Raw genomic sequence first — 25,912 nt, forward strand, 5'->3', positions numbered from 1 at the left:
CCCCCCGGCGCGGGGTGGCTGCGCGCAACCACCCGGGGGGGGGGGCGTGTGGGGCGGGGGGGGGGGGTGGGGGGGGGGCGGGGGGGGGCCCCCCCCCGGGGGGGGGGGCCCCCCCCCCCCCCCCGCCGCTGATCACTGCACGGCCCTAATGGCTTCGACCATCGCCTTCAGCTTGTCGTCCTTGACGTGCTTTTCGTAGACCGGTCCCATCGCGTCGATGAAGGGCTGCTTGTCCGGCGTCGTGATCTGCGAACCGGCCGCCTCGACCTTGGCACGCGATTCCTTGACCTTGGCGGCCCACAGCTCACGCTGCTTGGCGACGCTTTCCTTGGCGGCCGCCTTGAAGATCGCCTGGTCTTCCGGCGTCAGCTTGTCCCAGCTCGACTTCGCCATGACAAAAGCTTCCGGCACCATCGTGTGCTCGTCGAGCGAATAGTGCTTGGCGACTTCCGCATGCTTGGCGGTGTCGTAGCTCGGAAAATTGTTCTCCGCGCCGTCGATGACCCCGGTTTCAATCGCCGAATACACCTCGCCATACGGCATCGGCGTCGCGTTGGCGCCGAGTGCGGCCACCATGTCGACGAAGATGTCGGACTGGATGACGCGGAATTTCAAGCCGGCCATATCGGCGACAGAGTTGATCGGCTTCTTCGAATTGTAGAAGGAGCGCGCGCCGCCGTCATAAAAGGCGAGCAGCACCAGCCCGACCTGTTCGAACGCCGCCGCAATCTGGTCGCCGACCGGTCCGTCCATGACCTTGTGCATATGGTCTTCCGAGCGGAAGATGTAGGGTAGCGAGGGAACGGTGGTTTCGGGGATGAGTCCGTTGAACGGCGCCATCGAGACGCGGTTGAGGTCGATCACGCCCGAGCGCACCTGCTCGATCGTGTCCTTTTCCTCGCCGAGCTGCGCGGAATGATAGACATCGACCGAATAGCGGCCGGCCGTGCGCTCCTTCACAAGCTCGCCAAAATATTTGACCGCCTCGACCGTCGGATAGCCGTCCGGGTGCGTGTCGGACGAGCGCAGGACCGTCTGGGCGCTTGCCGTTCCGGCCATCAGTGCGGCGGCCAGTAGCGTAGCTCCCGCCAGTCTAGAAAAATGCAGCATTGGTTCCTCCCGTTTGAACGATGGCGGCAAGCGCCGTTAGAGCCGGTACGCCTTTTTCGCGAGCGTATAGGCAAGTTCCTGCGCCAGCTCGTGCGCCTCGTCCTCGCGGAGCCGGTGCTCGGCGACGAGACGCGCAAGAAAGGCGCAATCGACCCGACGCGCAACATCATGGCGGGCCGGGATGGATGGAAAGGCGCGGGTGTCGTCGTTGAAGCCGACGGTGTTGTAGAAGCCGGCAGTCTCGGTGGTCATCTCGCGGAACCGGCGCATGCCCTCCGGGCTGTCGTGGAACCACCAGGCCGGCCCGAGCTTCAGCGCAGGATAGACGCCGGCGAGTGGCGCCAGTTCGCGCGCATAGCTGGTCTCGTCGAGCGTGAAGAGGATGATTGCAAGGTCGCGCTCCAGGCCGACGCAGTCGAGCAGCGGCTTCAGCGCCGTCACATAGTCGGTTCTGGTCGGGATGTCGAAACCCTTGTCCCTGCCGAACTTGTGGAAGACGGCAGGCGAATGATTGCGCCAGGAGCCGGGATGGATCTGCAGGACCAGCCCGTCGTCGCGGCTCATCTTGGCCATCTCGGTCAGCATCTGGGCGCGAAACAGTTTTCGCTCACGCTCGTCGTCCGAACCCCGGCGGATGCGGTTGAACAGCTCCTGCGCGGCAGCATCCGACAGATTGGCGGTCTCTGCCGTCGGATGGCCGTGATCCGACGCGGTCGCGCCAAAACTTTTGAAGAAGGCCCTTCTCTGGCGATGCGCATCGAGATAGCCGGCCCAGCTGCCGGTATCGCAGCCGGTGATGTCGCCGAGTCGATCGAGATTGGCAGAAAAGCCTTCGAAATCGGGATCGACGACGGCGTCCGGCCGGTAGGCGGTGACGACGCGGCCCTCCCAGCCGCTGTCGCGGATCATCTGGTGCCATCTGAGATCGTCGAGCGCGCCTTCGGTCGTCGCGATGACCTCGATGTTGAAGCGCTCGAACAGGGCTCGCGGGCGAAAATTCTCCCACTGCAGCAAGGACGAGATCGTGTCGTAATGGCCGTCGGCGGTTGCGGCCGTCAGCGGCTCTTCGATGCCGAACAGATGGGCAAGCACATGGTCGAGCCACAGCCGCGTCGGCGTGCCGCGGAACAGATGATAGTGCTCGGCGAAGCGCCGCCAGATCGTTCTGCCGTCGGTCTCCACCGGTGAGCCGTCGAGCGTTGGCACGCCGAGATCCTCGAGCCGGACGCCCTGGCTGAACAGCATGCGGAAGATGTAATGGTCCGGCACGACAAGCAATTGCGCTGGATCGGAAAACGCCTCGTTGAGCGCATACCAGCGCGGATCGGTGTGACCGTGCGGGCTGACGATCGGCAGATCCTTGACAGCGGCGTAAAGATCGCGGGCGAGCGACAGCGGACGCGCCTCCGACGGAAACAGCAGATCCGGATCGGTCAATGCGGCCACGTCGTTCCTCCCATCCCGGCCATCGGTAGGGTCGGAAAGAAATAATGTCAACATACAAAAAATAGATTGTTGTATGATGACTTTAACGCAACGTCAGCCCATTGTGCGGGAACGAAACGGATGTTACGCCGCATGCCTGCCACGCCCGGCACGAGCTCGATCAGACCCATCGCACGATGACAGACAGACGCCTTTCCAACAGCACGCGGCAGGCATTGCCGGCCTCGGTCGCGGTCCCCGGATACGACCGCAACCGTGTCGTACCCGGCATCGTCCATCTCGGCGTCGGCGCATTCCACCGCGCCCATCAGGCAGCCTATGTCGACGATTGCCTGGCGGCAGGAGAGACGGATTGGGGCATTGTCGGCGTCTCGCTGCGCAGCGCCGACACACGCGACGCGCTGGCGCCGCAGGACGGACTTTACACGCTGGCGGTCAGGAGCAGCGACAGCGAAAGCCTGCGCGTCGTCGGCTCGATCCTGTCGATGCTGGTGGCGCCGGAAGATCCCGGTGCGGTGCTGGCCGCGCTGACCGATCCGCGCACCGCCATCGTCACACTGACGATCACCGAAAAAGCCTATCTCAGGGCGGCGGGTGGCGGACTGGACACAGCCCATCCCGACATCGTCCACGATTTGGCCAACCCGCAAATGCCGCGGACGGCGCATGGTTTTCTGGCCGAATCGCTTGCGCGCCGCCGCGCCGCCGGTATCCAGCCATTCACAGTGCTGTGCTGCGACAATCTCCCGGCCAACGGCGCCACCCTGCGCCGGCTGCTGGTCGAATTCGCCGCTTTGCGCGGTACCGATCTCGCCCGCCACATCGCCGATGAAGTGGCGTTTCCGTCGAGCATGGTCGATCGCATCGTGCCGGCGACCACCGATGCCGACCGGGCACGGATATCGGGCCAGCTCGGCGTCGTCGACGCCTGGCCTGTCATGACCGAGCCGTTCTGCCAATGGGTGGTCGAAGACGATTTCCCGGCGGGCAGGCCGGCCTGGGAAAGGTTCGGCGTCACCATGGTCGGTGACGTCGGGCCGTTTGAGGACATGAAACTGCGCCTGCTCAACGGCTCGCATTCGGCGATCGCCTATCTTGGCCTGCTCAGCGGCTATGAGACGGTCGACCGCGCCTTCGCCGATCCGGCGATCCGGCAATTCGTCGACGGATTGTGGGCCGAGGCGATCACGACACTGCCGAAGGACGCCGGGCTCGACACGACCGACTACACGGCCCAGCTTGCCAAGCGCTATTCGAACACCGCGCTCGCCCATCGGACGGCGCAGATCGCCAATGATGGCAGCCAGAAACTGCCCCAGCGCATCATTGCCTCGGCAATGGAGCGGATGAGTGACGGTGCCCCGCCCGCCTATCTGATGCTGGTGGTGGCTGCCTGGATCGCGGCTTGCGAGGCGCGCGGCAAAGCCTTGCCGGAAAACCACTTCACCGACCCGCTCGACCTGGCTTTGGCCGCACTCGACACTCGGCATCTGTCGGCTGGCGAAGCGGTGGTGGCGGTGTTCGACCTGGCCGGCTTCGCCAAGGGCGGTGCCGAGCGCCTGACGCTGATCGACCTCGCGGCCGCCCATCTCGAACGCCTGCGCCAGGGCGGCGTGGCTGCTGCTTTCACAGCGCTGGGGATAGTCACTAAAAGGCCATGAGGCCGCCCTGAAACGCGCCATGCGCCGCGGTAGATTCGCTAATGGGCCGACCGCCCACTTACCTTCTCCACTTGTGGGAGAAGGTGGTCGAGCGAAGCTCGGTCGGATGAGGGGTGTTCCCGAGAACGCCGACGCCTCATTTCTTCCAACACCCCTCAACCGTCTTGGCGCTGCGCGCCAATCCACCTTCTCCCACAAGGGGAGAAGGGAAGTGGCGCCCTGCCCTCTATGCCGGCAAAATCGCGCCTTCGAGTGTGGTGAGCTGGCTAAGGAACTGCTCGGCCTTGCTGCGCGTCTCGTCGTCCTTGGCGTCGGCGACGTCTTCCCTGGCTTCCTGGATACGGCGGGCGAGGTCGGCGCGGTCGATGTCGCCGACGGCTACAGCCGATTCGGCCAGCAGCGTGCAGCCGGCCGGAACAATGTCGGCAAAGCCGCCGAACACGACGTAGCGCTCTGCCTTGCCTTCCGCGGTCTTTACCGTGACGACGCCGGGCTTGATCGTGGTCATGACCGGCGCGTGATGGGCCATGACGGTCATTTCACCTTCGGCGCCCGGAATGACGACGGATTCGACCTGCTCGGAAACCAGCAGCCGCTCCGGCGAGACCAGTTCGAATTTGAAAGCTTCAGGCATGATCAACTCAGCGAATGGTGAATGGTGAATGGTGAATGGTCCGAAAGACCTTCACTCAGCCTCGATTTCCTGTCCGCTGCTCCCCATTTACAATTCACTATTGACCATTCACCAATCACGCCGCTTCGGCCGCCAGGCGCTGTGCCTTCTCGACCGCTTCTTCGATGCCGCCGACCATGTAGAAGGCGGCTTCCGGCAGGTGGTCGTAGTCGCCGTTGCAGAGGCCCTTGAAGCCCTTGATGGTGTCGGCGAGGTCGACCAGCTTGCCCGGCGCGCCGGTGAACACTTCGGCGACGAAGAAGGGCTGCGACAGGAAGCGCTCGATCTTGCGGGCGCGGGCCACCGTCTGCTTGTCCTCTTCCGACAGCTCGTCCATGCCTAGGATGGCGATGATGTCCTGCAGCGACTTGTAGCGCTGCAGGATCGACTGCACCTGGCGGGCGACCTGGTAGTGCTCTTCGCCGACGACCATCGGGTCGAGCATGCGCGAGGTCGAATCGAGCGGATCGACGGCCGGATAGATGCCCTTTTCCGAGATCGCGCGGTTGAGCACGGTCGTCGCGTCAAGGTGGGCGAACGAGGTCGCGGGCGCCGGATCGGTCAGGTCGTCGGCCGGCACGTAGATCGCCTGCACCGAGGTGATCGAGCCCTTGGTCGTCGTCGTGATGCGCTCCTGCAGCGCGCCCATGTCGGTGGCCAGTGTCGGCTGATAGCCCACGGCCGAAGGAATTCGGCCGAGCAGCGCCGACACTTCGGAGCCAGCCTGCGTAAAGCGGAAGATGTTGTCGACGAAGAACAGCACGTCCTGGCCCTGGTCGCGGAAATATTCGGCAACAGTCAGGCCGGTCAGGCCGACGCGGGCGCGCGCGCCGGGCGGCTCGTTCATCTGGCCATAGACGAGCGCCGCCTTGGATCCTTCGCCGCCGCCCTTCTTGTTGACGCCGGACTCGATGAACTCATGATAGAGATCGTTGCCTTCGCGGGTGCGCTCACCGACGCCGGCGAACACCGAGAAGCCGCCATGCGCCTTGGCGACGTTGTTGATCAATTCCTGGATCAGCACCGTCTTGCCTACGCCGGCGCCGCCGAACAGGCCGATCTTGCCGCCGCGGGCATAGGGTGCCAGCAGGTCGAGAACCTTGATGCCGGTGACCAGGATTTGTGCTTCCGTCGACTGCTCGACATAGGTCGGCGCCGGCTGGTGGATGGAGCGCATCTCGATGCCGTCGACCGGGCCTGCCTCGTCGACCGGCTCGCCGATGACGTTGATGATGCGGCCGAGCATGCCCGGACCGACCGGCACGGTGATCGGCGCGCCGGTGTCATAGACGTCCTGGCCGCGAACCAGACCTTCGGTCGAGTCCATGGCGATGCAGCGCACCGTGTTCTCGCCGAGATGCTGAGCCACCTCGAGCACGAGACGATTGCCGACATTGGACGTTTCCAGGGCGTTCAGGATCGCCGGCAGATGTTCGCCGAACTGAACGTCGACAACGGCGCCGATGACCTGGCGAACCTTGCCGGCCAGGCCGGTCTTGTTGATGGCAACGGTCGGCGCCTTCGCCGCGGCAGCCTTGGCGGGCGCTGCCGCCTTCTTGGCCGGAGCCGCCTTCGCTGCCGCTGCCGGAGCCTTTGCCGGTGCTGCCGCCGTCGCGGCGGTCTTCGGGGCCGCCTTCTGGGGGGTCGCTGCTTTCGCCATCGTCTTTACCCTTTTCGTCTCTTTGTTTCTCACGCGATCCGCCTGAAGGTCGCTGACCTTCATCCGAGCGCGCCTAGAGCGCCTCGGCGCCCGAAATGATTTCGATCAATTCCTTGGTGATCTGCGCCTGCCGCTGGCGGTTGTAGGTGATCGACAATTTGTTGATCATGTCGCCTGCGTTGCGCGTCGCATTGTCCATGGCGCTCATCTTGGCGCCCATCTCGCCGGCGGCGTTTTCGAGCAGGGCGCGAAAAACCTGTACGGAAATGTTGCGCGGAATGAGATCGGAGAGGATTTCGCCCGGCTCCGGCTCGTATTCATAGACGGCACTGCCGCCGTCCGTCGCTTCGGCGGGAGCGGTAGGCACGCCTGCCGGGATGATCTGCTGGGTTGTCGGGATCTGGCTGATCACCGATTTGAACTGCGAGTAAAACAGCGTGCAGATGTCGAAGCCGCCCTCGTTGAAGAGCTGGATGACCTTCTTGGCAATGCCATCGGCATTGACGAAGCCCAGCGTCTTCACCTCGCGCAAGTCGACGCGCTCGAGGATCAGCGCCGCATAGTCGCGACGCAGGATGTCGAACCCCTTCTTGCCGACGCAGATGATCTTGACTTGTTTCCCGTCGGCCAAAAGCTTGCGGATGTGGTCGCGGGCAAGGCGTGCGATCTGCGAATTGAAGCCGCCGCACAGACCACGCTCGGCGGTGCAGACGACGAGCAGATGCACGTCGTCCTTGCCGGTGCCGGTCATCAGCGCCGGGGCCTCGCCGCCGCCGCCGATCGCCTGGGTGATGTTGGCCAGCACCGCACCCATGCGCTCCGAATAGGGGCGCGCTGCTTCCGCCGCCTCCTGCGCGCGGCGCAGCTTCGCCGCGGCGACCATCTGCATCGCCTTGGTGATCTTCTGCGTCGCCTTGACCGAGGCGATACGGTTACGAAGGTCTTTTAGTGAAGGCATGCTTCAAACCTGATCCCGTCCGTCCGGCCGTCGTTCAAGCAAAGGTCTTGGCGAAGGTGTCGATCTCCGCCTTCAGCTTGGCGCGCAGATCGTCCGACAGCGCCTTCTCCTTGCGGATGCCGTCGAGCACCTCCTTGCCGGCCGAGCGCATGTGGCTGAGCAAGCCATGCTCGAATTTGCTGACCTGGTCGATCGCCAACTTGTCGAGATAGCCGTTGACGCCGGCGAAGATCACCGCGACCTGTTCTTCGACCCTGAGCGGCGAGAACTGCGGCTGCTTCAGGAGTTCGGTCAGGCGCGCACCGCGGTTGAGCAGGCGCTGCGTCGCGGCGTCGAGGTCGGAGCCGAACTGGGCGAAGGCCGCCATTTCGCGGTACTGTGCGAGCTCGCCCTTGATCGAGCCGGCGACCTGCTTCATCGCCTTGATCTGCGCCGAGGAGCCGACGCGCGACACCGACAGGCCGACATTGACCGCCGGGCGGACGCCCTGGAAGAACAGATTGGTTTCCAGGAAGATCTGGCCGTCGGTGATCGAGATGACGTTGGTTGGGATATAGGCCGACACGTCGTTGGCCTGGGTCTCGATGATCGGCAGAGCCGTCAACGAGCCGCCGCCATTGTCGTCATTGAGCTTGGCGGCCCGCTCCAGCAGGCGCGAATGAAGGTAGAAGACGTCGCCCGGATAGGCTTCGCGGCCAGGCGGGCGGCGCAGCAGCAGCGACATCTGGCGATAGGCGACGGCCTGCTTCGACAGATCGTCGTAACTGATCAGCGCGTGCATGCCGTTGTCGCGGAAATATTCGCCCATCGTGCAGGCGGTGAACGGCGCCAGGAACTGCATCGGCGCCGGATCGGAAGCGGTGGCGGCGATGATGATCGAATAATCGAGCGCGCCGCGCTCTTCGAGGACTTTCACGAACTGCGCAACGGTCGAGCGCTTCTGGCCGACGGCGACGTAGACGCAGTAGAGCTTTTCCTTCTCCGGGCCGTGCTCGTGCACCGATTTCTGGTTGAGCATCGTGTCGAGGATGATCGCGGTCTTGCCGGTCTGGCGATCGCCGATGACCAGCTCGCGCTGGCCGCGGCCGACCGGGATCAGCGCATCGATGGCCTTGAGGCCGGTCGACATCGGCTCGTTCACCGATTTGCGCGGAATGATGCCGGGCGCCTTGACGTCGACGCGCTTGCGCTCGGTCGCCTGGATCGGGCCCTTGCCGTCGATCGGATTGCCGAGCGCATCGACGACGCGGCCGAGCAGGCCCATGCCGACCGGCGTGTCGACGATGGCGCCGGTGCGCTTGACGATATCGCCTTCCTTGATGTCGCGGTCGGCGCCGAAGATGACGACGCCGACATTGTCGGCTTCGAGATTGAGTGCCATGCCGCGGATGCCGCCGGGGAACTCGACCATCTCGCCGGCCTGGACATTGTCGAGGCCATAGACGCGGGCGATGCCGTCACCGACGGACAGAACCTGGCCGACTTCGGAGACCTCGGCCTCCTTGCCGAAATTCTTGATCTGGTCTTTCAGAATTGCGGAAATTTCCGCGGCGCGGATGTCCATCAGCCGACCTCTTTCAGTGCAAGCTTGAGCGAATTGAGTTTGGTTTTGAGCGACGTATCGATCTGGCGCGAGCCTATCTTGACCACCAGCCCGCCGAGCAGCGACGGATCGACGGTCACGGTGATCGCGACATCCTTGCCGGCAACGCTTTTCAGCGCCGCCTTCAGCTCGGTTTGCTGGGCGTCGGTCAGCGCATGCGCCGAGGTCACTTCAGCGGCGGTCTCGCCACGATGCTCGGCGGCGATCTGGCGGAATGCCTTGATCATGCCGGGAATGGCGAACAACCGGCGGTTCTGGGCGACGACGCGCAGGAAATTGCCGGTGAGGCCGGTGATCCCTGCCTTGTCGGCGATCGCCGCAATGGCCTTGGCCTGGTCCTCGCTGGAGAACACCGGGCTATTGATCAGGCGGGTCAGATCCGCGCTGCCTTCGAGCATCGCCGCGAAACTGTTGAGGTCGGCCTCGACCTGGGCGACCGAATTCGCCTGGAGCGCGAGCTCGAACAGCGAACCCGCATAGCGCTCTGCGACACCTGAGATTGGCGATGACGATTGGGCCACGGACCGTCTTTTCTCTTGTCTGACAGGCCGCAGATTATTGGCGCGAGCGAAAACTCTGGCTAAATCTTTGACCTTACTGCATTTTTCCAAGCACGAAGACGCGGCTTCCGCTATCCCCGGCCGAAAGTCGATTGCCGTCTAGCACAGGCATTTTAAGACCGCAATGCGTCGCCCGGCATGGTTTTCAGGCACTATTGTCGCATCCGGCGGCGCGGTTCGACCGCCGGTCCCGAATTAGCCTTTGATTCAAGGCACAAAGCCGAAGGCGAAGGCAAGCGGCAGCGCCGCCAGCACCAGTTCCACCACGATGGAAACCCAGTTGAAGGGCGTGTTGGCGCCATCCGACATCATCGACAGCAGGCGGCCGAAGGCGGTGAACAGCCAGGAAAAGCCAAGCGCCATGTAGAGCAGCGGTTGCGCAAGCAGAATGCAGCACAGGCCGACGCCGAGATAGAAGCCCGACATCCTGCCGCGCCCTTCGGCGATCGCCGCCGCCTTTTCGGGCTTGACCTGCAGTCTGAGTATCCGGAAAGCCAATGCCGGCGCCAGGAACAACATCAGCCCGAACAGCAAGGTCACGACGGCGCTCGACCACGCCAGCCACTCGCCCTGGCTCATCGGCCACGGAAACGCAAATTCCATACTGTCCCTCGCAAATGGCTGTTTCGAAATTTCGGGCATTCTAGCGAAGCAAGAGCCATGCGCCAGATGCGCGTCACGAATTACGGGCGCGCATCAGTCCAACGCGAACACGACCGCCGCCTCGGCATGGATGCGCGTCGTACCAAGAGCTTCATGACGGGCTGTTCCTCCTTTATGGAACGCTATGCATTATGACCACATGAGACCACACGGGGAGTGAGGCGCTCGAGGTGTGGTGCTGGAATATATTGCAAGACCCGCCTGCGGCTGACTAGGCTAACTCCAAACGCCTCACAAAAAGCTCTGCGGGTCGATGTCGACCTGCACGCGCACCGAGCCCCGCAGCTTCGGTCCCTCGGCCAGCATGGCGCGAATGAACCCCTGAATGTCGGCGCGCCGTTCGCCCTGGATCAGCAGGCGAAAGCGATGGCGGCCGCCGATCAGCGACAGCGGCGCCTCGGCCGGGCCGAGCACGAACAGGTCGGCGGCCTGAGGTGCGGCGCGCCGCAAACCCCGCGCATGGCCCTCCGCTTCCGCCCGCGTCGCAGCACTGACGATGACGCCGGCGAGCCGGCCGAAAGGCGGCAGCACCGCCCGCTCGCGCTCGGCGATCTCGCGCTCGTAAAAAGCCTCGGCGTCGCCGGAGACGATCGCCCGCATGACCGGGTGGTCGGGCTGGAAGGTCTGCAGCAGGCCAAGACTCTTCTTGCCGGTGCGGCCGGCGCGGCCGGTCACCTGGCTGAGCAGCTGGAAGGTGCGCTCGGCGGCGCGCGGATCGCCATTGGCCAGGCCGAGGTCGGCGTCGACCACGCCAACCAGTGTCATGTTGGGGAAATTGTGGCCCTTGGCGACGAGCTGCGTGCCGATGACGATGTCGGCCTCGCCATTTGCGATGGCTTCAAGCTCCAGCCTCAGCCGGCGCACGCCGCCCATCAGGTCGGACGACAGGACGATGGTGCGGGCGTCGGGGAAATGCGCGACGACCTCTTCGGCGATGCGCTCGACGCCCGGCCCGCAGGCGACCAGATGGTCGAGCGTGCCGCATTCCGGGCAGGCCTCGGGCCGCCGCTCATTGTGCCCGCAATGGTGGCAGACGAGCTGGCCGCGAAAGCGGTGCTCGACCAGCCAGGCCGAGCAGACCGGGCAACCGAAGCGATGGCCGCAGACCCGGCACAGCGTCAGCGGCGCATAGCCGCGCCGGTTGAGGAACAGCAGTGACTGTTCCTTCTTCTCCAGTGTCTGGCGCATATGGCCAAGCAGCACCGGCGACAGGAAGCCGCCGCGTGCCGGCGGGGCGCGGCGCATGTCGATCGTCTTCAGGTCGGGAAGCGCCGCCTCGGCAAAGCGCGCCGAAAGCACCGCCCTGCTATAGCGGCCTTGGCTCGCATTGACCCGGCTTTCGACCGACGGTGTCGCCGAGGCGAGCACGACCGGAAAGCCGCCGATGTGGCCGCGCACCACCGCCATGTCGCGGGCATTGTAGAAGACGCGGTCTTCCTGCTTGTAGGCGGGGTCGTGCTCCTCGTCGACGACGATCAGCCCAAGCTCCCTGAACGGCAAAAACAGCGCCGAACGCGCGCCGGCAACGACGCGCACGCCACCTTCCGCCACCTGCCGCCAGACACGCTCGCGCATCCTTGGCGGCAGGTCCGAGTGCCATTCGGCCGGCTTGGCGCCGAACCGTTGCTGGAAGCGCTCGAGGAAGGCGTGGGTCAGCGCGATCTCCGGCAGCAGGATCAGCACCTGCTTGCCGCGGTCGAGTGCCGCCGACACCGCCTCGAAATAGACCTCGGTCTTGCCCGATCCGGTCACCCCGTCGAGCAGTGTGACGCCGAATGCGCCGGCCGCGACATTGCTGCGCAGCATCTCGGCTGCATCGCGCTGGTCCGGCATCAGCGATGGCTGGGCGTAGCCTGGGTCGGGTGCTGCGACCACCGGTCGCGGCGGGATCATGACGGTCTCGAACACGCCTTGCGCCTTCAGCCCGTCGATGACCGTCGACGACACGCCGGCCGCATGCGCCAGCCCGGACCGCGTCCAGGCGAGCCCGCCTTCGGCTGTCTCCAGCACGCGCATCCTCGCATCCGTCACACGGTCGGGTCTGGCCAAGGTGCGTTGCAGGCCTTCGATCCACGGTTCCGGGTCGAAGGCCTCCGGCGCCCGCAGCAGCATGCGCGCCACCATGCCGGGCGGCGACAGCGTGTATTGCGCAATCCAGTCGACGAAGCGGCGCATGGCGCGGTCGATCGGCGGGCAGTCGAAGACCTGCTCGATCGAGCGCAGTTTTTTGGCATCGACCTTTTCGACGGCGCCGTCCCAGACGATGCCGGCAACCTGGCGCGGACCGAGCGGCACGCGCACGATCGAGCCCGGCACCACGCGCATGCCGGCGGGCACGGCATAGGTGTAGGGCCGCTCGGCGGGCATCGGCACCAGCACCGGTGCGGCCGCGACAAAGGGCGAATCTTCGATCATGAGGCGTGACCTTGCCCCGACTTTCGTCTAGATCAAAGTCCGACCCCCAGAGGTGCATGACATGCACTAGATCGACGTGCGTCCATCCGGACGCACAAAGTACGCTCTAGAACTTTAAACCTCGCATCGTGCTTTCCGAAAATCGATTCGATTTTCGGGCCGATGCGATAAAAATCTTCAGGAGACCGTCATGAAATTTTTTGTCGACACCGCCGATGTCAAGGAAATCCGTGAACTGAACGATTTGGGACTGCTCGACGGCGTCACCACCAATCCTTCGCTGATCCTCAAATCCGGCGGCAAGATCGCCGAAGTCACCAGAGAGATCTGCGAGATCGTCAAGGGCCCGGTCTCGGCCGAAGTCGTCGCCACCGAATACAAGGACATGATGGCGGAGGCCAAGACCCTGGCCAGGATCGCCGACAACGTCTGCATCAAGGTGCCGCTGACGCTCGACGGCCTGAGGGCCTGCAAGGACATCCGCTCGGACGGCCGCATGGTCAATGTCACGCTGTGCTTCTCGGCTACCCAGGCGCTGCTCGCCGCCAAGGCCGGCGCCTCCTTCATCTCGCCCTTCGTCGGCCGCATCGACGACAGCGGCTGGGACGGCATGGAGCTGATCGCCGATATCCGCACCATCTACGACAATTATGATTTCCAGACCGAGATCCTGACCGCCTCGGTGCGCACGGTGAACCACGTCAAGCAGGCCGCACTGATCGGCGCCGACGTCATCACCGCGCCGCCGGCTACGCTGAAGGCGCTGGTCAAGCACCCGCTGACCGACAAGGGCCTGGAGCAGTTCCTCGCCGACTGGGCCAAGACCGGCCAGACAATCGGCTGAAATCAAGAAGATCGGCTGAAATCAAAACGCCGTGTTCCCGTAGAAAAGGCCGAACAATCGGCCTTTTTTTTGCGAGGCCTCGGCGGTAGCCGGAACGTCTCGATCCAGGCCGAACGGCGCTAACCCGCCACCGTCTTGCCGTGCTTGACCAGAGCCTGGGCGATCGACAGGCGCAGCAGGTCCGCCAGTTCGCGCGCCGCGCGGTTCTCGGCGTCGATTTGCGCCCGGTAGGAGGCGAACTCCTGACGGGGCCGGTCGAAGGACGACGCTATCGAGCGCTTGCCGGTCGCGATCGTCGTGCCGGTCCTGGCGTCGGTCAGCACATAATTCGCGGTCAGTGTCACCGTGCCTGCGGTTGGTTCGTCGTCATCGGTCGTGACCTGCACCTTTGCAGCGGATTCAATAAGTTCGGTAACGCCGAGATCGAGCGAATAGGCGGGCGACGCCGGCTCGCCCGCACCCTGGCCGAGCGCGAAAATCAGATTGTTGCGGACCTGCTGGGCGTAGCGCGTGTTGACCGGCTTGACCGAGATGGACCCGAGTTCGGCGGCAGCGCCAACTTGCGAACCGGCCGACAGCGGCGCGCTCGAATAGAGCGGGCGCACCGTGCAGGCCGAAACCAGCGCAACCGAAGCGACCAGCCCATACAGCGCGGCACGGCGCAGCAAATGCCTCACTTCTGTCTTCCTCGGATCAGGCAACGACATTGACGATCCTCTGCGGGACGATGATCACCTTGCGCGGTGCCTTACCTTCGAGCGCTTTCTGCACGAAGTCGAGAGCCAGAACCGCTTTTTCGACGGCACCTTGGTCCGCGTCGCGGGCAATTGTCAAATCGCCGCGCTTCTTGCCGTTGACCTGGACCGGCAGCACGATCTCGCTGTCGACGACAAGCGACGGATCAAAGACAGGCCAGGGCCGTTCGGCGACCAGATCGATGCCGCCGAGCGCCTGCCAGCATTCCTCGGCCAGATGCGGCATGACCGGCGCAATCAAATGCACGAGGATGTCGACGGCTTGCCGGCAAGAAGCCTTGAGCGCCGGATCGGCCTTGCCTTCGGCCGCCTCGTTGAGCGGCGTGTTGAGCGCATTGGCGAGTTCGTAGATGCGGGCGATGGCGCGGTTGAAGGCGAGCTTTTCAATGTCCTCGCCCACCGATTTCAGGATCTTGTGCGCGGCCTTGGAAACAGTCCCTGCCTCGCCCTGCTTCGCCGCTGCCGGCTGGATTCCGGCGAGCGATTCGGCGGCTGTCGACACCAGGCGCCAGATACGCTGGATGAAGCGGTGCGCGCCGGCGGCGCCCTCGTCGGTCCATTCGACGTCACGTTCGGGCGGCGAGTCCGACAGCATGAACCAGCGCGCGGTGTCGGCGCCGTAGCCGTCGGTGATCTCTTCGGGGCTCACCGTGTTCTTCTTCGACTTCGACATTTTTTCGAGCGGGCCGATCACCGCCTCTTCGCCGGTCGCGATTTCTATGGCGCGGCGCTTGCCATCGACGTCCTCCAGCCGCACCTCGCTGGGCGCAAGCCAGCGGCTGTTCGCGCCACTGCCGACCCGATAGGTCTCGTGCACCACCATGCCTTGCGTGAACAGGCCCCTGAACGGCTCGGCGAGGTCGACATGGCCGGTCTCACGCATGGCGCGGGTGAAGAAGCGCGAATAGAGCAGGTGTAAAATGGCGTGCTCGATGCCGCCAATATACTGGTCGACCGGCAGCCATTCGGTAGCTGCCTTGGGATCGGTTGGGTCGTTCGCCCGGGGCGCGGTGAAGCGCGCGAAATACCACGACGAATCGACGAACGTGTCCATCGTGTCGGTTTCGCGGCGTGCATCCTTGCCGCATTGCGGGCATTTGACGTGCCGCCAGGTCGGATGGCGGTCGAGCGGATTGCCCGGCCGGTCGAACTCGATGTCGTCGGGAAGCTTGACCGGCAGGTCCGCCTTCGGCACCGGCACCACGCCGCAATCCTCGCAATGGATCATCGGGATCGGGCAGCCCCAGTAGCGCTGGCGCGAAATGCCCCAGTCGCGCAGGCGGAAGTTGACCTTGCGCTCGGCCATCGGCCGGTTGCCGATGGTCTTTTGTTCCAGCAGCTTGGCCACTTCGTCGAACGCCTGATCAGGCTTCATGCCGTCGAGGAAGCGGGAATTGATCATCACGCCGTCGCCGACATAGGCCTCGTCGATGATCTGGAAGTTTCCCTGGATCTCGCCTTCCGGCATCACCACCGGAATGACCGGCAGCCCATATCGGTTAGCGAAGTCGAGGTCGCGCTGGTCACCGGACGGGCAACCGAATATGGCGCCGGTGCCGTACTCCATCAGCACGAAATTGGCGACATAGACAGGCAGAGTCCAGTTCGCATCGAACGGATGGACGACTCGTATACCGGTATCCATGCCCTTTTTCTCGGCCGTTTCCAGCGCCGCCACCGAAGTGCCCATGTGGCGAACCTCGTCGATGAACTTGGCCAGCGCCGGATTGTTTTCGGCCGCCGTCTTGGCCAGCGGATGGTCAACTGCGACCGCCATGAAGGAGGCGCCGAAGATGGTGTCGGGCCGCGTCGTGTAGACCTCCAGCTCATCTTCGCCGTCAACTGGAGTGGCCAGCGGCCAGCGGACCAGCAGGCCTTCCGAACGGCCGATCCAGTTCGCCTGCATCAGCTTGACTTTTTCTGGCCACTCGTCGAGGCCTTCCAGCGAGTCCAGCAGGTCCTGCGCATAGTCGGTGATCTTGAAGAACCACTGCGTCAGCTCGCGCTGTTCGACCAGCGCACCGGAGCGCCAGCCGCGTCCGTCGATGACCTGCTCGTTGGCAAGCACCGTCATGTCCTCCGGATCCCAGTTGACCTTGGAGGATTTGCGCGTCACCAGCCCCTTCTTGACGAAATCGAGGAACAGCATCTGCTGGCGGTGGTAGTAGTCGACATCGCAGGTGGCGAATTCGCGCGCCCAGTCGAGCGACAGGCCCATGACCTTGAGCTGCTCGCGCATGGCGGCGATGTTCTGATAGGTCCAGTCCTTGGGATGGACCTTGTTCTGCATCGCCGCGTTCTCGGCCGGCATGCCGAAGGCGTCCCAGCCCATCGGGTGCAGCACGTTGAAACCCTTGGCACGCTTGTAGCGCGCCACCACGTCGCCCATCGTGTAGTTGCGGGTATGGCCGATATGGATGCGCCCCGACGGATACGGAAACATCTCGAGCACGTAGTATTTCGGACGCGGGTCGTCGTTGTCAGCCTCGAACAGCTTCTTGGCGTCCCAGGCCTTCTGCCATTTGGGCTCTGATGCGCGCGGATTGTATCGTTCGGTTGCCATTGGGTGTTTTTCACTTAAAAAGCATGCGCGAACAGCCGGACATGCCCGGCGGCTCAGGAAATGTCGTCGCGGTGTTCACCATGGATTGCCGGACCCGTCAACTGCGACGCCCCGGCCAGGACAAAAACCAGAGTCAGGATATAGGCATGGCGAGCGCCGTCGAACAGTTTTTCACGGTCCAGGCGAGGATCGCCGCCGCCGAGCGCGAGGCAGGACGGCAAGCCGGCGCGGTGACGCTGGTCGCGGTCTCGAAGACCTTCAGCGCCGACGATATCCGCCCGGTCATCGACGCCGGGCAGCGCGTCTTCGGCGAGAACCGCGTCCAGGAAGCACAAGCCAAATGGCCAGCGCTGAAGCAAGCCTTCCCCGACATCGAACTGCACCTGATCGGTCCGCTGCAATCGAACAAGGCGAAGGAAGCAGTCGCCCTGTTCGACGTCATCGAGACGGTCGATCGCGAGAAGATCGCCGCCGAACTCGCCAAGGAAATCGCCAGGCAAGGCCGGTCACCAAAACTCTACGTTCAGGTCAACACCGGCTCGGAACCGCAAAAGGCAGGGATCGAACCGCGCGAAGCCGTACCCTTCGTTACGCGCTGCCGCGAGGTCCATGGCCTCGCCATCGAAGGCCTGATGTGCATTCCGCCGGCCGATGAGAATCCCGGCCCGCATTTCGCGCTGCTGGAAAAGCTCGGCACGGAGGCAGAGGTGGAGGCGCTTTCGATGGGCATGTCCGGCGACTACGAAACCGCGATCGCCTTCGGCGCGACAAGTGTCAGGGTCGGCTCGGCGATCTTCGGCAGCCGCTAGGCAAATGCGCCCCGCTAAGGTGCGTTTGGCACTCGACCGGCTAGCGAATCCTGCCTTTTACATATATATCTAGCCAAGCTAGCTAGGAAGCTTTCAATGAATTGGCATCTTCAGGACGCGAAGAACAATCTGTCGAAACTGGTTCAGCAGGCACGCGAAAAAGGCCCGCAGACCATCACCCTACGTGGAAAGCCCGCCGCTGTCGTGCTGGCTGCCGAGGAATACGAAAAGCTAATCGGTTCAAAGCCTTCACTGGCAGAATACCTTCTTTCTGGTCCCGAGTGGGATGACGATTTCGTCGAAGAGGTCAACCGCCGCTCCAAGGGCCCCGGCAGAGACGTGGACCTCTGATGTTCTTGCTGGACACGAGTGTCGTGTCGACCGCTCGAAAGAACAAAGGTTTGGTGTCGGATTGGATGATACGGCAGGAACGGAGATCTCTATTTCTAAGCGTGATCACGCTCGGCGAAATCGCGCGCGGAATCGAAATGAAGAGGCGAATCGACCCCCGCGCCGCAAACCATTTTGGATCGTGGTTCCACGGATTGCGCCACAGCTACGAGGACCGGATCCTCGGCATCGACGAGAGGATAGCGGTTGAATGGGGTCGTATCTCAGCCATCCGCACGCGGGGCGACGCTGATGGGCTCATTGCCGCCACAGCATTTGTCCACGACCTCATTCTGGTTACGCGCAACGTCGCCGACTTCGACGATACCGGGGTGACGGTCCTCAACCCTTGGACAATCTGACCTGTTTCCCGTTGCGCCGGATCGTCGGTCGCGGAGCTTGGTCCAGAACCACCAGGCCGTTACGCCAACAAGTAGAAACGAAACGTATCGTTCCTATATCGACCGGGTCATTCCAAAACTTTCCGGAGCCGCACCATGCGCTACAGTCAACTTGGAAACACGGGGATGTTTGTCTCCGAACTGTGTCTCGGCACCATGACCTTCGGCGCCGCCGACCAAAACAACCAATGGGGCCTGATCGCCAGCCTCGACCAGGATGGCGTCGACAGGATCGTCCAGCGCTCGCTCGCCGCCGGCATCAATTTCTTCGACACGGCCGATGTCTATTCCTTCGGCGCATCGGAACGGTTTCTCGGCCAGTCGCTGCGCAATCTCGGCATCGAGCGGCAGGACGTGATCATCGCCACCAAAGTCCATGGCGCCATGGGCGACGGCCCGAACCAACGCGGCTCCTCGCGCGGCCACATCATGGATTCGGTCGACGGCAGTCTCGAGCGGCTGCAACTGGACCATATCGATCTCTATCAGTTGCACGGCACCGACGCGGTAACGCCGATCGACGAGACGCTCAGGGCGCTCGACGATCTGGTTGCCAGCGGCAAGGTCCGCTATGTCGGCGTCTCGAACTGGGCGGCCTGGCGCATCGCCAAGGCATTGGGCATCGCCGAACGCAAGGGCTTTGCCCGTTTTGAGACGGTTCAGTCCTACTATTCGATCGCCGGCCGCGATCTGGAGCGCGAGATCGTGCCGCTGCTCAACGAGGAGAAGCTTGGGCTGATGGTCTGGTCGCCGATGGCGGGCGGGCTGCTTTCCGGCAAATACGGGCCCGGCGCGCCCGGCAATGGCGAGGGCCGCCGCGCCAGCTTCAATTTCCCGCCGGTCAATGAAGACCGCGCCTGGGCGGCGGTCGCCGTCATGCGCGAGATCGCCGGCAAGCACGGCGCCAGCGTCGCCACGGTGGCACTTGGCTATGTCTTGGCCAAGCCTTTCGTGATGAGCGTGATCATCGGCGCCAGCCGCATGGAGCAGCTCGAACAGAACCTTGCCGCCACCGCGTTGAAGCTCGACAGCGACGATCTTGCTCGTCTCGACGAAGTCAGCGCGCTGCCATCCGAATATCCGGGCTGGATGCTCGAGCGCCAGGCGGCTGGCCGGCGTCCGGCGCCCTTTGCGGAGAAGAAGTAAATCTCATCTTCGATTTCGGGAGCCGGCGGGCTCCCGATCTTTCTTGGGCTCAGCTCAGCCGGACCGTCTCGACCAGAAAGTCGAGAAAGGCCCGCACTCGGGCCGGCAAATGTTTGCCCTGGCCGACGTAAACAGCGTGGGTAAGCTCCTCGTCGCCGGGGTTGAAGTCCTCCAGAAGCACGACCAGCCGGCCGGCGGCGATGTCGGGCTCGACATGCCAGCGCGCCAGCCGGGCGATGCCAGTGCCCGAAAGCGCCATCAGCCGCATCGCCTCGCCGTCGCTGACCAGCGCGTTTCCGGTGATCGGGACGACGAAGGCGTCGCCGGCCGCAGCGACGAAGGGCCAGCCGTCGACATGGCGCACGAAGCAGAAACCCATCCGGTTGTGATGATCGAGATCGGCCGGCGTTTGGAGCGCGCCATGCGTCCTGATGTACGATGGCGCGGCGACGACGACCAGCCGGCTCTGCCCGAGCTTGCGCGCCACCAAACGTGATTCGCCGAGCGGCCCGGCGCGGATGGCGACATCGGCGCGCTCCTCCATCAGGTCGATGACATTGTCGGTCAAAACCAGATCGATGGCGATTTCCGGATAGCGTTCGAGAAAGCGCGGCAACAGCGGGATCAGCCGGTGCTGCCCGAACGGCACGTAGCTGTTGACCCTTAGCCGGCCGCGCGGCGCAGCACCAGCCGCCGCCTCGCGCTCAGCTGCCGCCATGTCGGCCAGGATGCGCACGCCGCTGTCGAAGAAGGCCGCTCCCTCCGGTGTCAGTTGCAGCTTGCGCGTCGAACGGCTGATCAGCCGCGCGCCAAGCCGCGCCTCAAGCCGCGCAATCAGCTTGCTCACCGCCGACGGCGTCATCCGCAGCATCCGCGCCGCAGCCGAAAAACTGCCCGCTTCGACGACACGGACAAACACTTCGATCTCGCCGGAGCGGTTGATGTCAGACCTCGCCATTCGTGAATCTATTTCACAGACAATGTGCCCGACGCAAGGCTGGTTCACAGCACATGGCAACACGATCTTCCGGGTCGGGGCGCAGGAGGACACGGCGTCCTGTCGTCAAAACTGCTGTCATCGGAGTGGGAACCGCGATGCCTCTTGCACTTTATGCTCTCGCCGCCGGTGCGTTCGGCATCGGTGTCACCGAATTCGTCATCATGGGCCTGCTGCTCGACGTCAGCGCCGATCTCGGCGTCTCGATCTCGGCCGCCGGCCAGTTGATCTCCGGCTATGCGCTGGGCGTCGTCATCGGCGCGCCGCTGCTGACGATCGCCACCGGCCGCTGGCCGCGCAAGACCGTGCTTCTGGCGCTGATGGCGGTCTTCACGCTGGGCAACCTCGCCTGCGCGCTGGCCCCCGACTACTGGACGCTGATGGCTGCCCGCGTGCTCACCGCCTTCGCCCACGGCACCTTCTTCGGCGTTGGTGCGGTGGTTGCGACCGGGCTGGTCGCTCCCAACAGGAAGGCCTCGGCGATCGCCCTGATGTTCACCGGCTTGACCATCGCCAACATCCTCGGCGTGCCCTTCGGCACCTGGCTCGGCCAGGCCTTCGGCTGGCGGGCGACCTTCTGGGCGGTAACCCTGGTCGGCATCGTCGCCTTCGCCATCATTCTCCTGCTGGTGCCGCGCAGCCCGGCAGCGCTGGAAAAGAGCGACCTGCGCGGCGATCTCGCCGTGCTCGGCCGCGCCCCGGTTCTGCTTGGCTTCGCCGTCACCGTGCTGGGCTATGCGGGCGTCTTCGCCGTCTTCACCTATATCGCCCCCCTGCTGACCGAGATCACCGGTTTTGCGGAAGCGGCGGTGTCGCCGATCCTGCTTGTCTTCGGCGGCGGCCTCATCGCCGGCAATCTCGCCGGCGGCAAGTTCGCCGACCGCTGGCTAGTGCCTTCCGTCCTCGGCAGTCTCGTTGTGCTGGCGCTGGTGCTCGGCACGATGACCTTCGCCCTGCACAGCCGGGCGATGGCTGTCATCCATGTCGGCCTGCTCGGCGCCGCCGCCTTCGCCACCGTAGCGCCGCTGCAGATGTGGGTGCTGGAAAAGGCTGAAGGCGCCGGCCAGAGCCTCGCCTCGTCCTTCAACATCGCCGCCTTCAACCTCGGCAACGCCGCCGGCGCCTGGCTCGGCGGCATGGTCATCGCCCATGGCCCCGGCCTTGGCGCCATCACCTGGGTCGCCGCCCTGCTGCCGCTCTCGGCGCTCGCCGTGGCGTGGCTGGCGCTGCGCCTCGATCGCCCGACGCTTGGCGAGCCGGCATCTGCCCGCACGTAGCAACCCGACGAACCCCCTTAGACATCACAGGAGAAAAAGATGGATTATCGACGTCTTGGCGCCTCGGGCCTGAAGGTTCCGGCGCTCTCGTTCGGCGCTGGAACCTTCGGCGGCTCGGGGCCGCTGTTCGGCGCCTGGGGCAACAGCGATGCGACGGAAGCGCGGCGGCTGGTCGACATCTGCCTGGAGGCCGGCGTCAACCTGTTCGACACCGCCGACGTCTATTCGAACGGCGCCTCCGAGGAAGTGCTCGGCGCGGCCGTCAAGGGCCGCCGCGATGCCGTGCTGATTTCGACCAAGACCTCGCTGCCGATGGGCGACGGACCCAATGATGCCGGCTCCTCCCGTTCGCGCCTCATCAAGGCGGTCGAGGACGCGCTCAAGCGTCTCGGCACCGATTACATCGACCTGCTGCAGCTGCATGCTTTCGACGCCGCAACGCCGATCGAGGAGGTGCTGTCGACGCTGGACAGTCTCGTGCGCGCCGGCAAGCTGCGCTATGTCGGCGTCTCCAACTTTTCCGGCTGGCAAGTGATGAAATCGCTCGGCCTGGCGGACAAGCACGGCTACCCGCGCTACGTCGCCCATCAGGTCTATTATTCGCTGGTCGGGCGCGACTATGAATGGGAGTTGATGCCGCTCGGCCTCGACCAGGGCGTTGGCGCGCTGGTGTGGAGCCCGCTCGGCTGGGGCCGCCTGACCGGCAAGATCCGCCGCGGCGAGCCACTGCCGGAAAAAAGCCGGCTGCACGACACCGCAAGCTTCGGGCCGCCGGTAGAAGACGAGTTGCTCTACAGGGTTGTCGATGCGCTCGAAGCCGCGGCCAGGGAAACCGGCAAGACCGTGCCGCAGATCGCCATCAACTGGTTGCTGCAGCGGCCGACCGTCGCCTCCGTCATTATCGGCGCGCGCACCGAGGAACAGCTGCGCCAGAATCTTGGTGCCGTCGGTTGGTCATTGACATCAGACCAGATCAAGAAGCTCGACGCAGCAAGCGCGGTGACCGCAGCCTATCCGTATTTTCCGTATCGCCGGCAGGAGGGTTTTGCCCGGCTGAGCCCACCTGCGGTCTGAGAGTCGCGATCGCTCGTTCGGGTGACCATCATAAACATTCGGGACTAGCCGAAGCCTCCCCAACTTCGTCATCCCTGGGCGAAGCAGGAGCGAAGCTCCGTCGCGGAGACCCTGGGATCCAGGCCATAACCTTGGCCGTAGGGTGCAGCGGAGCAGAATTCGGCACCGCAGCGGCGCTTTGAAGGCACGGCATGGATCCTGGGGTCTGCGCCGCGTCGCTTCGCTCCTTGCTCCGCCCCAGGATGACGAAGCTCCGAGATGTTTCCGCCAATCACCAAGGCATACAGAATCCATCATGCAAGCAGCCCGCCAGAACATCCTGCGCCGTTGCCCTAATGCAGCACGAACTCGCCATCGAGCTTCCGCCATTCGTTGGGCGCGATCAGCTTCTGGTGCGTATAGCTCACCGAATGCAGCGGGCCATCGAGCTTGGTCTGCCAGAATTCGATGAACCGGATCAGCACCGGAAATTTCGGAGCGATGTCGTAGTCCTGCCAGATGAAGCTCTGCAGCAGATGCGGGTGATCGGGAAAATGATAAAGGATCTTGGCCGTGGTCAAGCCATAGCCCTTGAGCATCAGGTCCATTTCGGAATGGTCACGCATCGCGGTCCCCCGGTTGATTCTCCTTCCTCCAATTTGAAATTGTGCCCGCAATTTGCTTAATCGTCTATTGATATTTCGTAGTTAGAGGCCGGATTTACGACACGAAAACATGCAGTTAGCAGCGATCGTGGTCGAGTGCTGATAGCGGCAACTCAAACCTCTGCGGCATCCCGCCGCGCGAATCCAACGTCTAATGTTGCCGTCACCGCGGAACTGTTAATAATGCGCGCGAATTCGCGGCCGCTTCGCCGCGATGCCGCCGGCGGTCAAGCCGGGCGGCCTGGTTTCGGGAGGAAAGCAAAGATATGTCCGAGGTTCATGTCCATCGCGTCCAGCCGACGTGGAAGAAGAATGCGCTGATCGATAAAGACACTTATTTGAAATGGTACGCCGACAGCGTGAAGAACCCGGACAAGTTCTGGGGCAAGCACGGCAAGCGCATCGACTGGTTCAAGCCCTACAGCAAGGTCAAGAACACCTCCTTCGACGGCAAGGTCTCGATCAAATGGTTCGAGGACGGCGAGACCAATGTTTCCTGGAACTGCATCGACCGGCATCTGAAGAAGCGCGGCGATCAGACCGCCATCATCTGGGAAGGCGACAATCCCTACGATGACAGGAAGATCACCTATAACGAGCTACATGCGCATGTCTGCCGGCTCGCCAATGTGATGAGGAAGCACGGCGTCAAAAAAGGCGACCGCGTCACCATCTACATGCCGATGATCCCGGAAGCCGCCTATGCGATGCTTGCCTGCACGCGCATCGGCGCCATCCATTCGGTGGTCTTCGGCGGCTTCTCACCGGACGCGCTGGCGGGCCGCATCGACGACTGCAAATCAAGCTTCGTGATCACCGCCGACGAGGGCCTGCGCGGCGGCAAGCCGATCCCGTTGAAGGACAACACCGACAAGGCGATCGAGATCGCCGCCAAGGCCGGAACGAAAGTCGAAAAGGTCGTCGTGGTGCGCCGCACCGGCGGCAAGACCGGCTGGGTGGCCGGACGCGACGTCTGGTACCATGACGAGATCGCGACAGTTAAGGCGGAATGCAAGCCGGAGAAGATGAAGGCCGAGGACCCGCTGTTCATCCTCTACACATCGGGCTCGACCGGCAAGCCGAAGGGCGTTCTGCACACCACGGCCGGCTATCTCGTCTACGTCTCGATGACCCACCAATATGTCTTCGACTATCACGACGGCGACATCTACTGGTGCACCGCCGATGTCGGCTGGGTCACCGGTCACAGCTATATCGTTTACGGGCCGCTCGCCAACGGCGCCACCACGCTGATGTTCGAAGGCGTGCCGAACTATCCGTCGCAATCCCGCTTTTGGGAGGTCATCGACAAGCACAAGGTCAACATCTTCTACACCGCGCCGACGGCGTTGCGCGCCCTGATGGGCGCCGGCGACGCCCATGTCGCCAAAACCTCGCGCAAATCGTTGCGCGTGCTCGGCACGGTCGGCGAGCCGATCAATCCGGAAGCCTGGGAGTGGTATTTCAATGTCGTCGGCAACGGCAAGGTGCCGATTGTCGACACCTGGTGGCAGACCGAGACCGGTGGCATCCTGATCACGCCGCTGCCCGGCGCCACCCCGCTCAAGGCAGGTTCCGCGACGCAGCCGTTCTTCGGCGTCAAGCCGCAACTGGTCGACGGCGACGGCAAGGTGCTGGAAGGCGTTGCCAGCGGCAATCTCTGCATCGCCGATTCGTGGCCGGGCCAGATGCGTACCGTCTATGGCGATCACGAGCGCTTCGTGCAGACCTATTTTTCGACTTACAAGGGCAAATATTTTACCGGCGACGGCTGCCGCCGCGACGCCGACGGCTACTACTGGATCACCGGCCGCGTCGACGACGTCATCAACGTCTCCGGCCACCGCATGGGCACGGCCGAGGTCGAATCCGCGCTGGTTTCGCACGAGAAAGTCTCCGAAGCCGCCGTCGTCGGCTATCCGCACGACATCAAGGGCCAGGGCATCTACTGCTACGTCACATTGATGGCTGGCGAGAAGCCGGACGAGGAGTTGCGCAAGGAACTCGTCGCCCACGTCCGCAAGGACATCGGCGCCATCGCCACGCCCGACAAGATCCAGTTCGCTCCGGGCCTGCCGAAAACCCGCTCGGGCAAGATTATGCGTCGCATCCTGCGCAAGATCGCCGAGGACGATTTTGCCGCGCTCGGCGATACCTCGACGCTGGCCGACCCGGCGGTCGTCGACGACCTCATCGCCAACCGGCAGAACAAGCGGGCCTAAGAAACATCCGGTCGACGGTCGTCGGAAACCCGATCGGATGA

General features: G+C 63.9%; 22 protein-coding genes. 9 read left to right on the forward strand and 13 right to left on the reverse strand.

Going from position 1 to position 25,912, the window contains the following annotated elements:
• Positions 1-132: 132 nt before the first annotated feature.
• Positions 133-1,110: a TRAP transporter substrate-binding protein gene (locus AC0L17_RS27065; protein WP_473518043.1), complete on the reverse strand. Its 978-nt coding sequence runs from the start codon at positions 1,108-1,110 to the stop codon at positions 133-135.
• A 36-nt stretch (positions 1,111-1,146) separates the two neighbouring features.
• Complete coding sequence (gene uxaC, locus AC0L17_RS27070; protein WP_473518044.1) at positions 1,147-2,556, reverse strand: glucuronate isomerase; 1,410 nt, start codon at positions 2,554-2,556, stop codon at positions 1,147-1,149.
• A gap of 176 nt (positions 2,557-2,732) precedes the next feature.
• On the opposite strand from uxaC, the gene AC0L17_RS27075 reads away from it, so the two are divergent.
• Positions 2,733-4,217, forward strand: coding sequence for a mannitol dehydrogenase family protein (locus tag AC0L17_RS27075; RefSeq protein WP_473518045.1), 1,485 nt, complete (start codon positions 2,733-2,735; stop codon positions 4,215-4,217).
• A 226-nt stretch (positions 4,218-4,443) separates the two neighbouring features.
• Here the strand turns inward: AC0L17_RS27075 and AC0L17_RS27080 are convergent, their stop codons facing one another.
• From AC0L17_RS27080 to AC0L17_RS27110, 7 genes are all read right to left on the reverse strand, one after another.
• Positions 4,444-4,851, reverse strand: a complete 408-nt coding sequence (locus AC0L17_RS27080; protein ID WP_027154563.1) for a F0F1 ATP synthase subunit epsilon — start codon at positions 4,849-4,851, stop codon at positions 4,444-4,446.
• A 115-nt stretch (positions 4,852-4,966) separates the two neighbouring features.
• A complete protein-coding gene (gene atpD / locus AC0L17_RS27085) occupies positions 4,967-6,550 on the reverse strand; it encodes a F0F1 ATP synthase subunit beta (RefSeq protein WP_027154564.1) in 1,584 nt (527 codons plus the stop codon).
• Between the two features lie 73 nt (positions 6,551-6,623).
• A complete protein-coding gene (locus tag AC0L17_RS27090; protein WP_287247004.1) occupies positions 6,624-7,508 on the reverse strand; it encodes a F0F1 ATP synthase subunit gamma in 885 nt (294 codons plus the stop codon).
• A 34-nt stretch (positions 7,509-7,542) separates the two neighbouring features.
• Positions 7,543-9,072, reverse strand: coding sequence for a F0F1 ATP synthase subunit alpha (atpA, locus tag AC0L17_RS27095; protein ID WP_023800086.1), 1,530 nt, complete (start codon positions 9,070-9,072; stop codon positions 7,543-7,545).
• Positions 9,072-9,632, reverse strand: a complete 561-nt coding sequence (locus AC0L17_RS27100) for a F0F1 ATP synthase subunit delta (RefSeq protein WP_077380756.1) — start codon at positions 9,630-9,632, stop codon at positions 9,072-9,074. The genes atpA and AC0L17_RS27100 overlap by 1 nt, the downstream gene beginning before the upstream one ends.
• A gap of 246 nt (positions 9,633-9,878) precedes the next feature.
• Positions 9,879-10,274 (reverse strand): AGROH133_08824 family phage infection protein, encoded by a 396-nt coding sequence (locus AC0L17_RS27105; protein ID WP_287323507.1) that lies wholly within the window; start codon positions 10,272-10,274, stop codon positions 9,879-9,881.
• Positions 10,275-10,565: 291 nt separating this feature from the next.
• Complete coding sequence (locus tag AC0L17_RS27110) at positions 10,566-12,749, reverse strand: primosomal protein N' (protein WP_473518046.1); 2,184 nt, start codon at positions 12,747-12,749, stop codon at positions 10,566-10,568.
• Between the two features lie 190 nt (positions 12,750-12,939).
• On the opposite strand from AC0L17_RS27110, the gene fsa reads away from it, so the two are divergent.
• The gene (fsa, locus tag AC0L17_RS27115; RefSeq protein WP_473518047.1) at positions 12,940-13,593 is read left to right on the forward strand and encodes a fructose-6-phosphate aldolase; all 654 of its coding nucleotides are present in this window, start codon (positions 12,940-12,942) and stop codon (positions 13,591-13,593) included.
• Positions 13,594-13,712: 119 nt separating this feature from the next.
• Here the strand turns inward: fsa and AC0L17_RS27120 are convergent, their stop codons facing one another.
• Positions 13,713-14,300 carry an LPS assembly lipoprotein LptE gene (locus AC0L17_RS27120; protein ID WP_473518048.1) on the reverse strand — a complete coding sequence of 196 codons (588 nt, stop codon included), beginning with the start codon at positions 14,298-14,300 and terminating at the stop codon, positions 13,713-13,715.
• Complete coding sequence (gene leuS, locus AC0L17_RS27125; protein ID WP_473518049.1) at positions 14,287-16,911, reverse strand: leucine--tRNA ligase; 2,625 nt, start codon at positions 16,909-16,911, stop codon at positions 14,287-14,289. The genes AC0L17_RS27120 and leuS overlap by 14 nt, the downstream gene beginning before the upstream one ends.
• Positions 16,912-17,057: 146 nt before the next feature.
• Between leuS and AC0L17_RS27130 the strand changes: the two genes are divergently transcribed.
• The 4 genes from AC0L17_RS27130 (at position 17,058) to AC0L17_RS27145 (ending at position 19,657) form a co-directional block, all read left to right on the forward strand.
• Positions 17,058-17,720 carry a YggS family pyridoxal phosphate-dependent enzyme gene (locus AC0L17_RS27130; protein ID WP_473518050.1) on the forward strand — a complete coding sequence of 221 codons (663 nt, stop codon included), beginning with the start codon at positions 17,058-17,060 and terminating at the stop codon, positions 17,718-17,720.
• Between the two features lie 96 nt (positions 17,721-17,816).
• Positions 17,817-18,071, forward strand: coding sequence for a type II toxin-antitoxin system Phd/YefM family antitoxin (locus tag AC0L17_RS27135; RefSeq protein WP_473518051.1), 255 nt, complete (start codon positions 17,817-17,819; stop codon positions 18,069-18,071).
• Entirely contained in the window at positions 18,071-18,472 is a 402-nt protein-coding gene (locus tag AC0L17_RS27140; protein ID WP_473518052.1) for a PIN domain-containing protein, read from the forward strand. Before AC0L17_RS27135 ends, AC0L17_RS27140 begins: the two co-directional genes overlap by 1 nt.
• A 135-nt stretch (positions 18,473-18,607) precedes the next feature.
• Complete coding sequence (locus AC0L17_RS27145) at positions 18,608-19,657, forward strand: aldo/keto reductase (protein WP_473518053.1); 1,050 nt, start codon at positions 18,608-18,610, stop codon at positions 19,655-19,657.
• A gap of 49 nt (positions 19,658-19,706) precedes the next feature.
• Here AC0L17_RS27145 and AC0L17_RS27150 read toward each other — a convergent pair whose 3' ends face one another.
• Positions 19,707-20,615, reverse strand: coding sequence for a LysR family transcriptional regulator (locus AC0L17_RS27150; RefSeq protein ID WP_473518054.1), 909 nt, complete (start codon positions 20,613-20,615; stop codon positions 19,707-19,709).
• Between the two features lie 137 nt (positions 20,616-20,752).
• Here AC0L17_RS27150 and AC0L17_RS27155 point away from each other — a divergent pair, with 137 nt between their 5' ends.
• Both AC0L17_RS27155 and AC0L17_RS27160 read left to right on the forward strand, forming a co-directional pair.
• Complete coding sequence (locus AC0L17_RS27155; RefSeq protein WP_473518055.1) at positions 20,753-21,931, forward strand: MFS transporter; 1,179 nt, start codon at positions 20,753-20,755, stop codon at positions 21,929-21,931.
• 39 nt (positions 21,932-21,970) lie between these two features.
• The gene (locus AC0L17_RS27160; protein ID WP_473518056.1) at positions 21,971-23,005 is read left to right on the forward strand and encodes an aldo/keto reductase; all 1,035 of its coding nucleotides are present in this window, start codon (positions 21,971-21,973) and stop codon (positions 23,003-23,005) included.
• A gap of 332 nt (positions 23,006-23,337) precedes the next feature.
• Here AC0L17_RS27160 and AC0L17_RS27165 read toward each other — a convergent pair whose 3' ends face one another.
• On the reverse strand, positions 23,338-23,610 hold the full coding sequence (locus AC0L17_RS27165; RefSeq protein WP_027154578.1) for an usg protein: 273 nt from the start codon (positions 23,608-23,610) through the stop codon (positions 23,338-23,340).
• 305 nt (positions 23,611-23,915) lie between these two features.
• Here AC0L17_RS27165 and acs point away from each other — a divergent pair, with 305 nt between their 5' ends.
• A complete protein-coding gene (gene acs / locus AC0L17_RS27170) occupies positions 23,916-25,871 on the forward strand; it encodes an acetate--CoA ligase (protein WP_473518057.1) in 1,956 nt (651 codons plus the stop codon).
• Positions 25,872-25,912 lie beyond the last annotated feature (41 nt).

The organism is Mesorhizobium sp. WSM4829 (genome assembly GCF_055811475.1).

Excerpts from the sequence above, each read along its gene's own strand:
- AC0L17_RS27130 (WP_473518050.1), top strand. The coding sequence starts at position 17,058 with ATGGCGAGCGCCGTCGAACAGTTTTTCACGGTCCAGGCGAGGATCGCC.
- AC0L17_RS27145 (WP_473518053.1), top strand. The coding sequence starts at position 18,608 with ATGCGCTACAGTCAACTTGGAAACACGGGGATGTTTGTCTCCGAACTG.
- AC0L17_RS27140 (WP_473518052.1), top strand. The coding sequence starts at position 18,071 with ATGTTCTTGCTGGACACGAGTGTCGTGTCGACCGCTCGAAAGAACAAA.
- leuS (WP_473518049.1), bottom strand. The coding sequence starts at position 16,911 with ATGGCAACCGAACGATACAATCCGCGCGCATCAGAGCCCAAATGGCAG.
- AC0L17_RS27165 (WP_027154578.1), bottom strand. The coding sequence starts at position 23,610 with ATGCGTGACCATTCCGAAATGGACCTGATGCTCAAGGGCTATGGCTTG.
- AC0L17_RS27160 (WP_473518056.1), top strand. The coding sequence starts at position 21,971 with ATGGATTATCGACGTCTTGGCGCCTCGGGCCTGAAGGTTCCGGCGCTC.
- AC0L17_RS27120 (WP_473518048.1), bottom strand. The coding sequence starts at position 14,300 with ATGTCGTTGCCTGATCCGAGGAAGACAGAAGTGAGGCATTTGCTGCGC.
- fsa (WP_473518047.1), top strand. The coding sequence starts at position 12,940 with ATGAAATTTTTTGTCGACACCGCCGATGTCAAGGAAATCCGTGAACTG.
- AC0L17_RS27150 (WP_473518054.1), bottom strand. The coding sequence starts at position 20,615 with ATGGCGAGGTCTGACATCAACCGCTCCGGCGAGATCGAAGTGTTTGTC.
- AC0L17_RS27065 (WP_473518043.1), bottom strand. The coding sequence starts at position 1,110 with ATGCTGCATTTTTCTAGACTGGCGGGAGCTACGCTACTGGCCGCCGCA.
- AC0L17_RS27075 (WP_473518045.1), top strand. The coding sequence starts at position 2,733 with ATGACAGACAGACGCCTTTCCAACAGCACGCGGCAGGCATTGCCGGCC.
- atpA (WP_023800086.1), bottom strand. The coding sequence starts at position 9,072 with ATGGACATCCGCGCCGCGGAAATTTCCGCAATTCTGAAAGACCAGATC.
- atpD (WP_027154564.1), bottom strand. The coding sequence starts at position 6,550 with ATGGCGAAAGCAGCGACCCCCCAGAAGGCGGCCCCGAAGACCGCCGCG.
- AC0L17_RS27135 (WP_473518051.1), top strand. The coding sequence starts at position 17,817 with ATGAATTGGCATCTTCAGGACGCGAAGAACAATCTGTCGAAACTGGTT.
- AC0L17_RS27155 (WP_473518055.1), top strand. The coding sequence starts at position 20,753 with ATGCCTCTTGCACTTTATGCTCTCGCCGCCGGTGCGTTCGGCATCGGT.
- AC0L17_RS27105 (WP_287323507.1), bottom strand. The coding sequence starts at position 10,274 with ATGGAATTTGCGTTTCCGTGGCCGATGAGCCAGGGCGAGTGGCTGGCG.
- AC0L17_RS27090 (WP_287247004.1), bottom strand. The coding sequence starts at position 7,508 with ATGCCTTCACTAAAAGACCTTCGTAACCGTATCGCCTCGGTCAAGGCG.
- AC0L17_RS27110 (WP_473518046.1), bottom strand. The coding sequence starts at position 12,749 with ATGATCGAAGATTCGCCCTTTGTCGCGGCCGCACCGGTGCTGGTGCCG.
- AC0L17_RS27080 (WP_027154563.1), bottom strand. The coding sequence starts at position 4,851 with ATGCCTGAAGCTTTCAAATTCGAACTGGTCTCGCCGGAGCGGCTGCTG.
- acs (WP_473518057.1), top strand. The coding sequence starts at position 23,916 with ATGTCCGAGGTTCATGTCCATCGCGTCCAGCCGACGTGGAAGAAGAAT.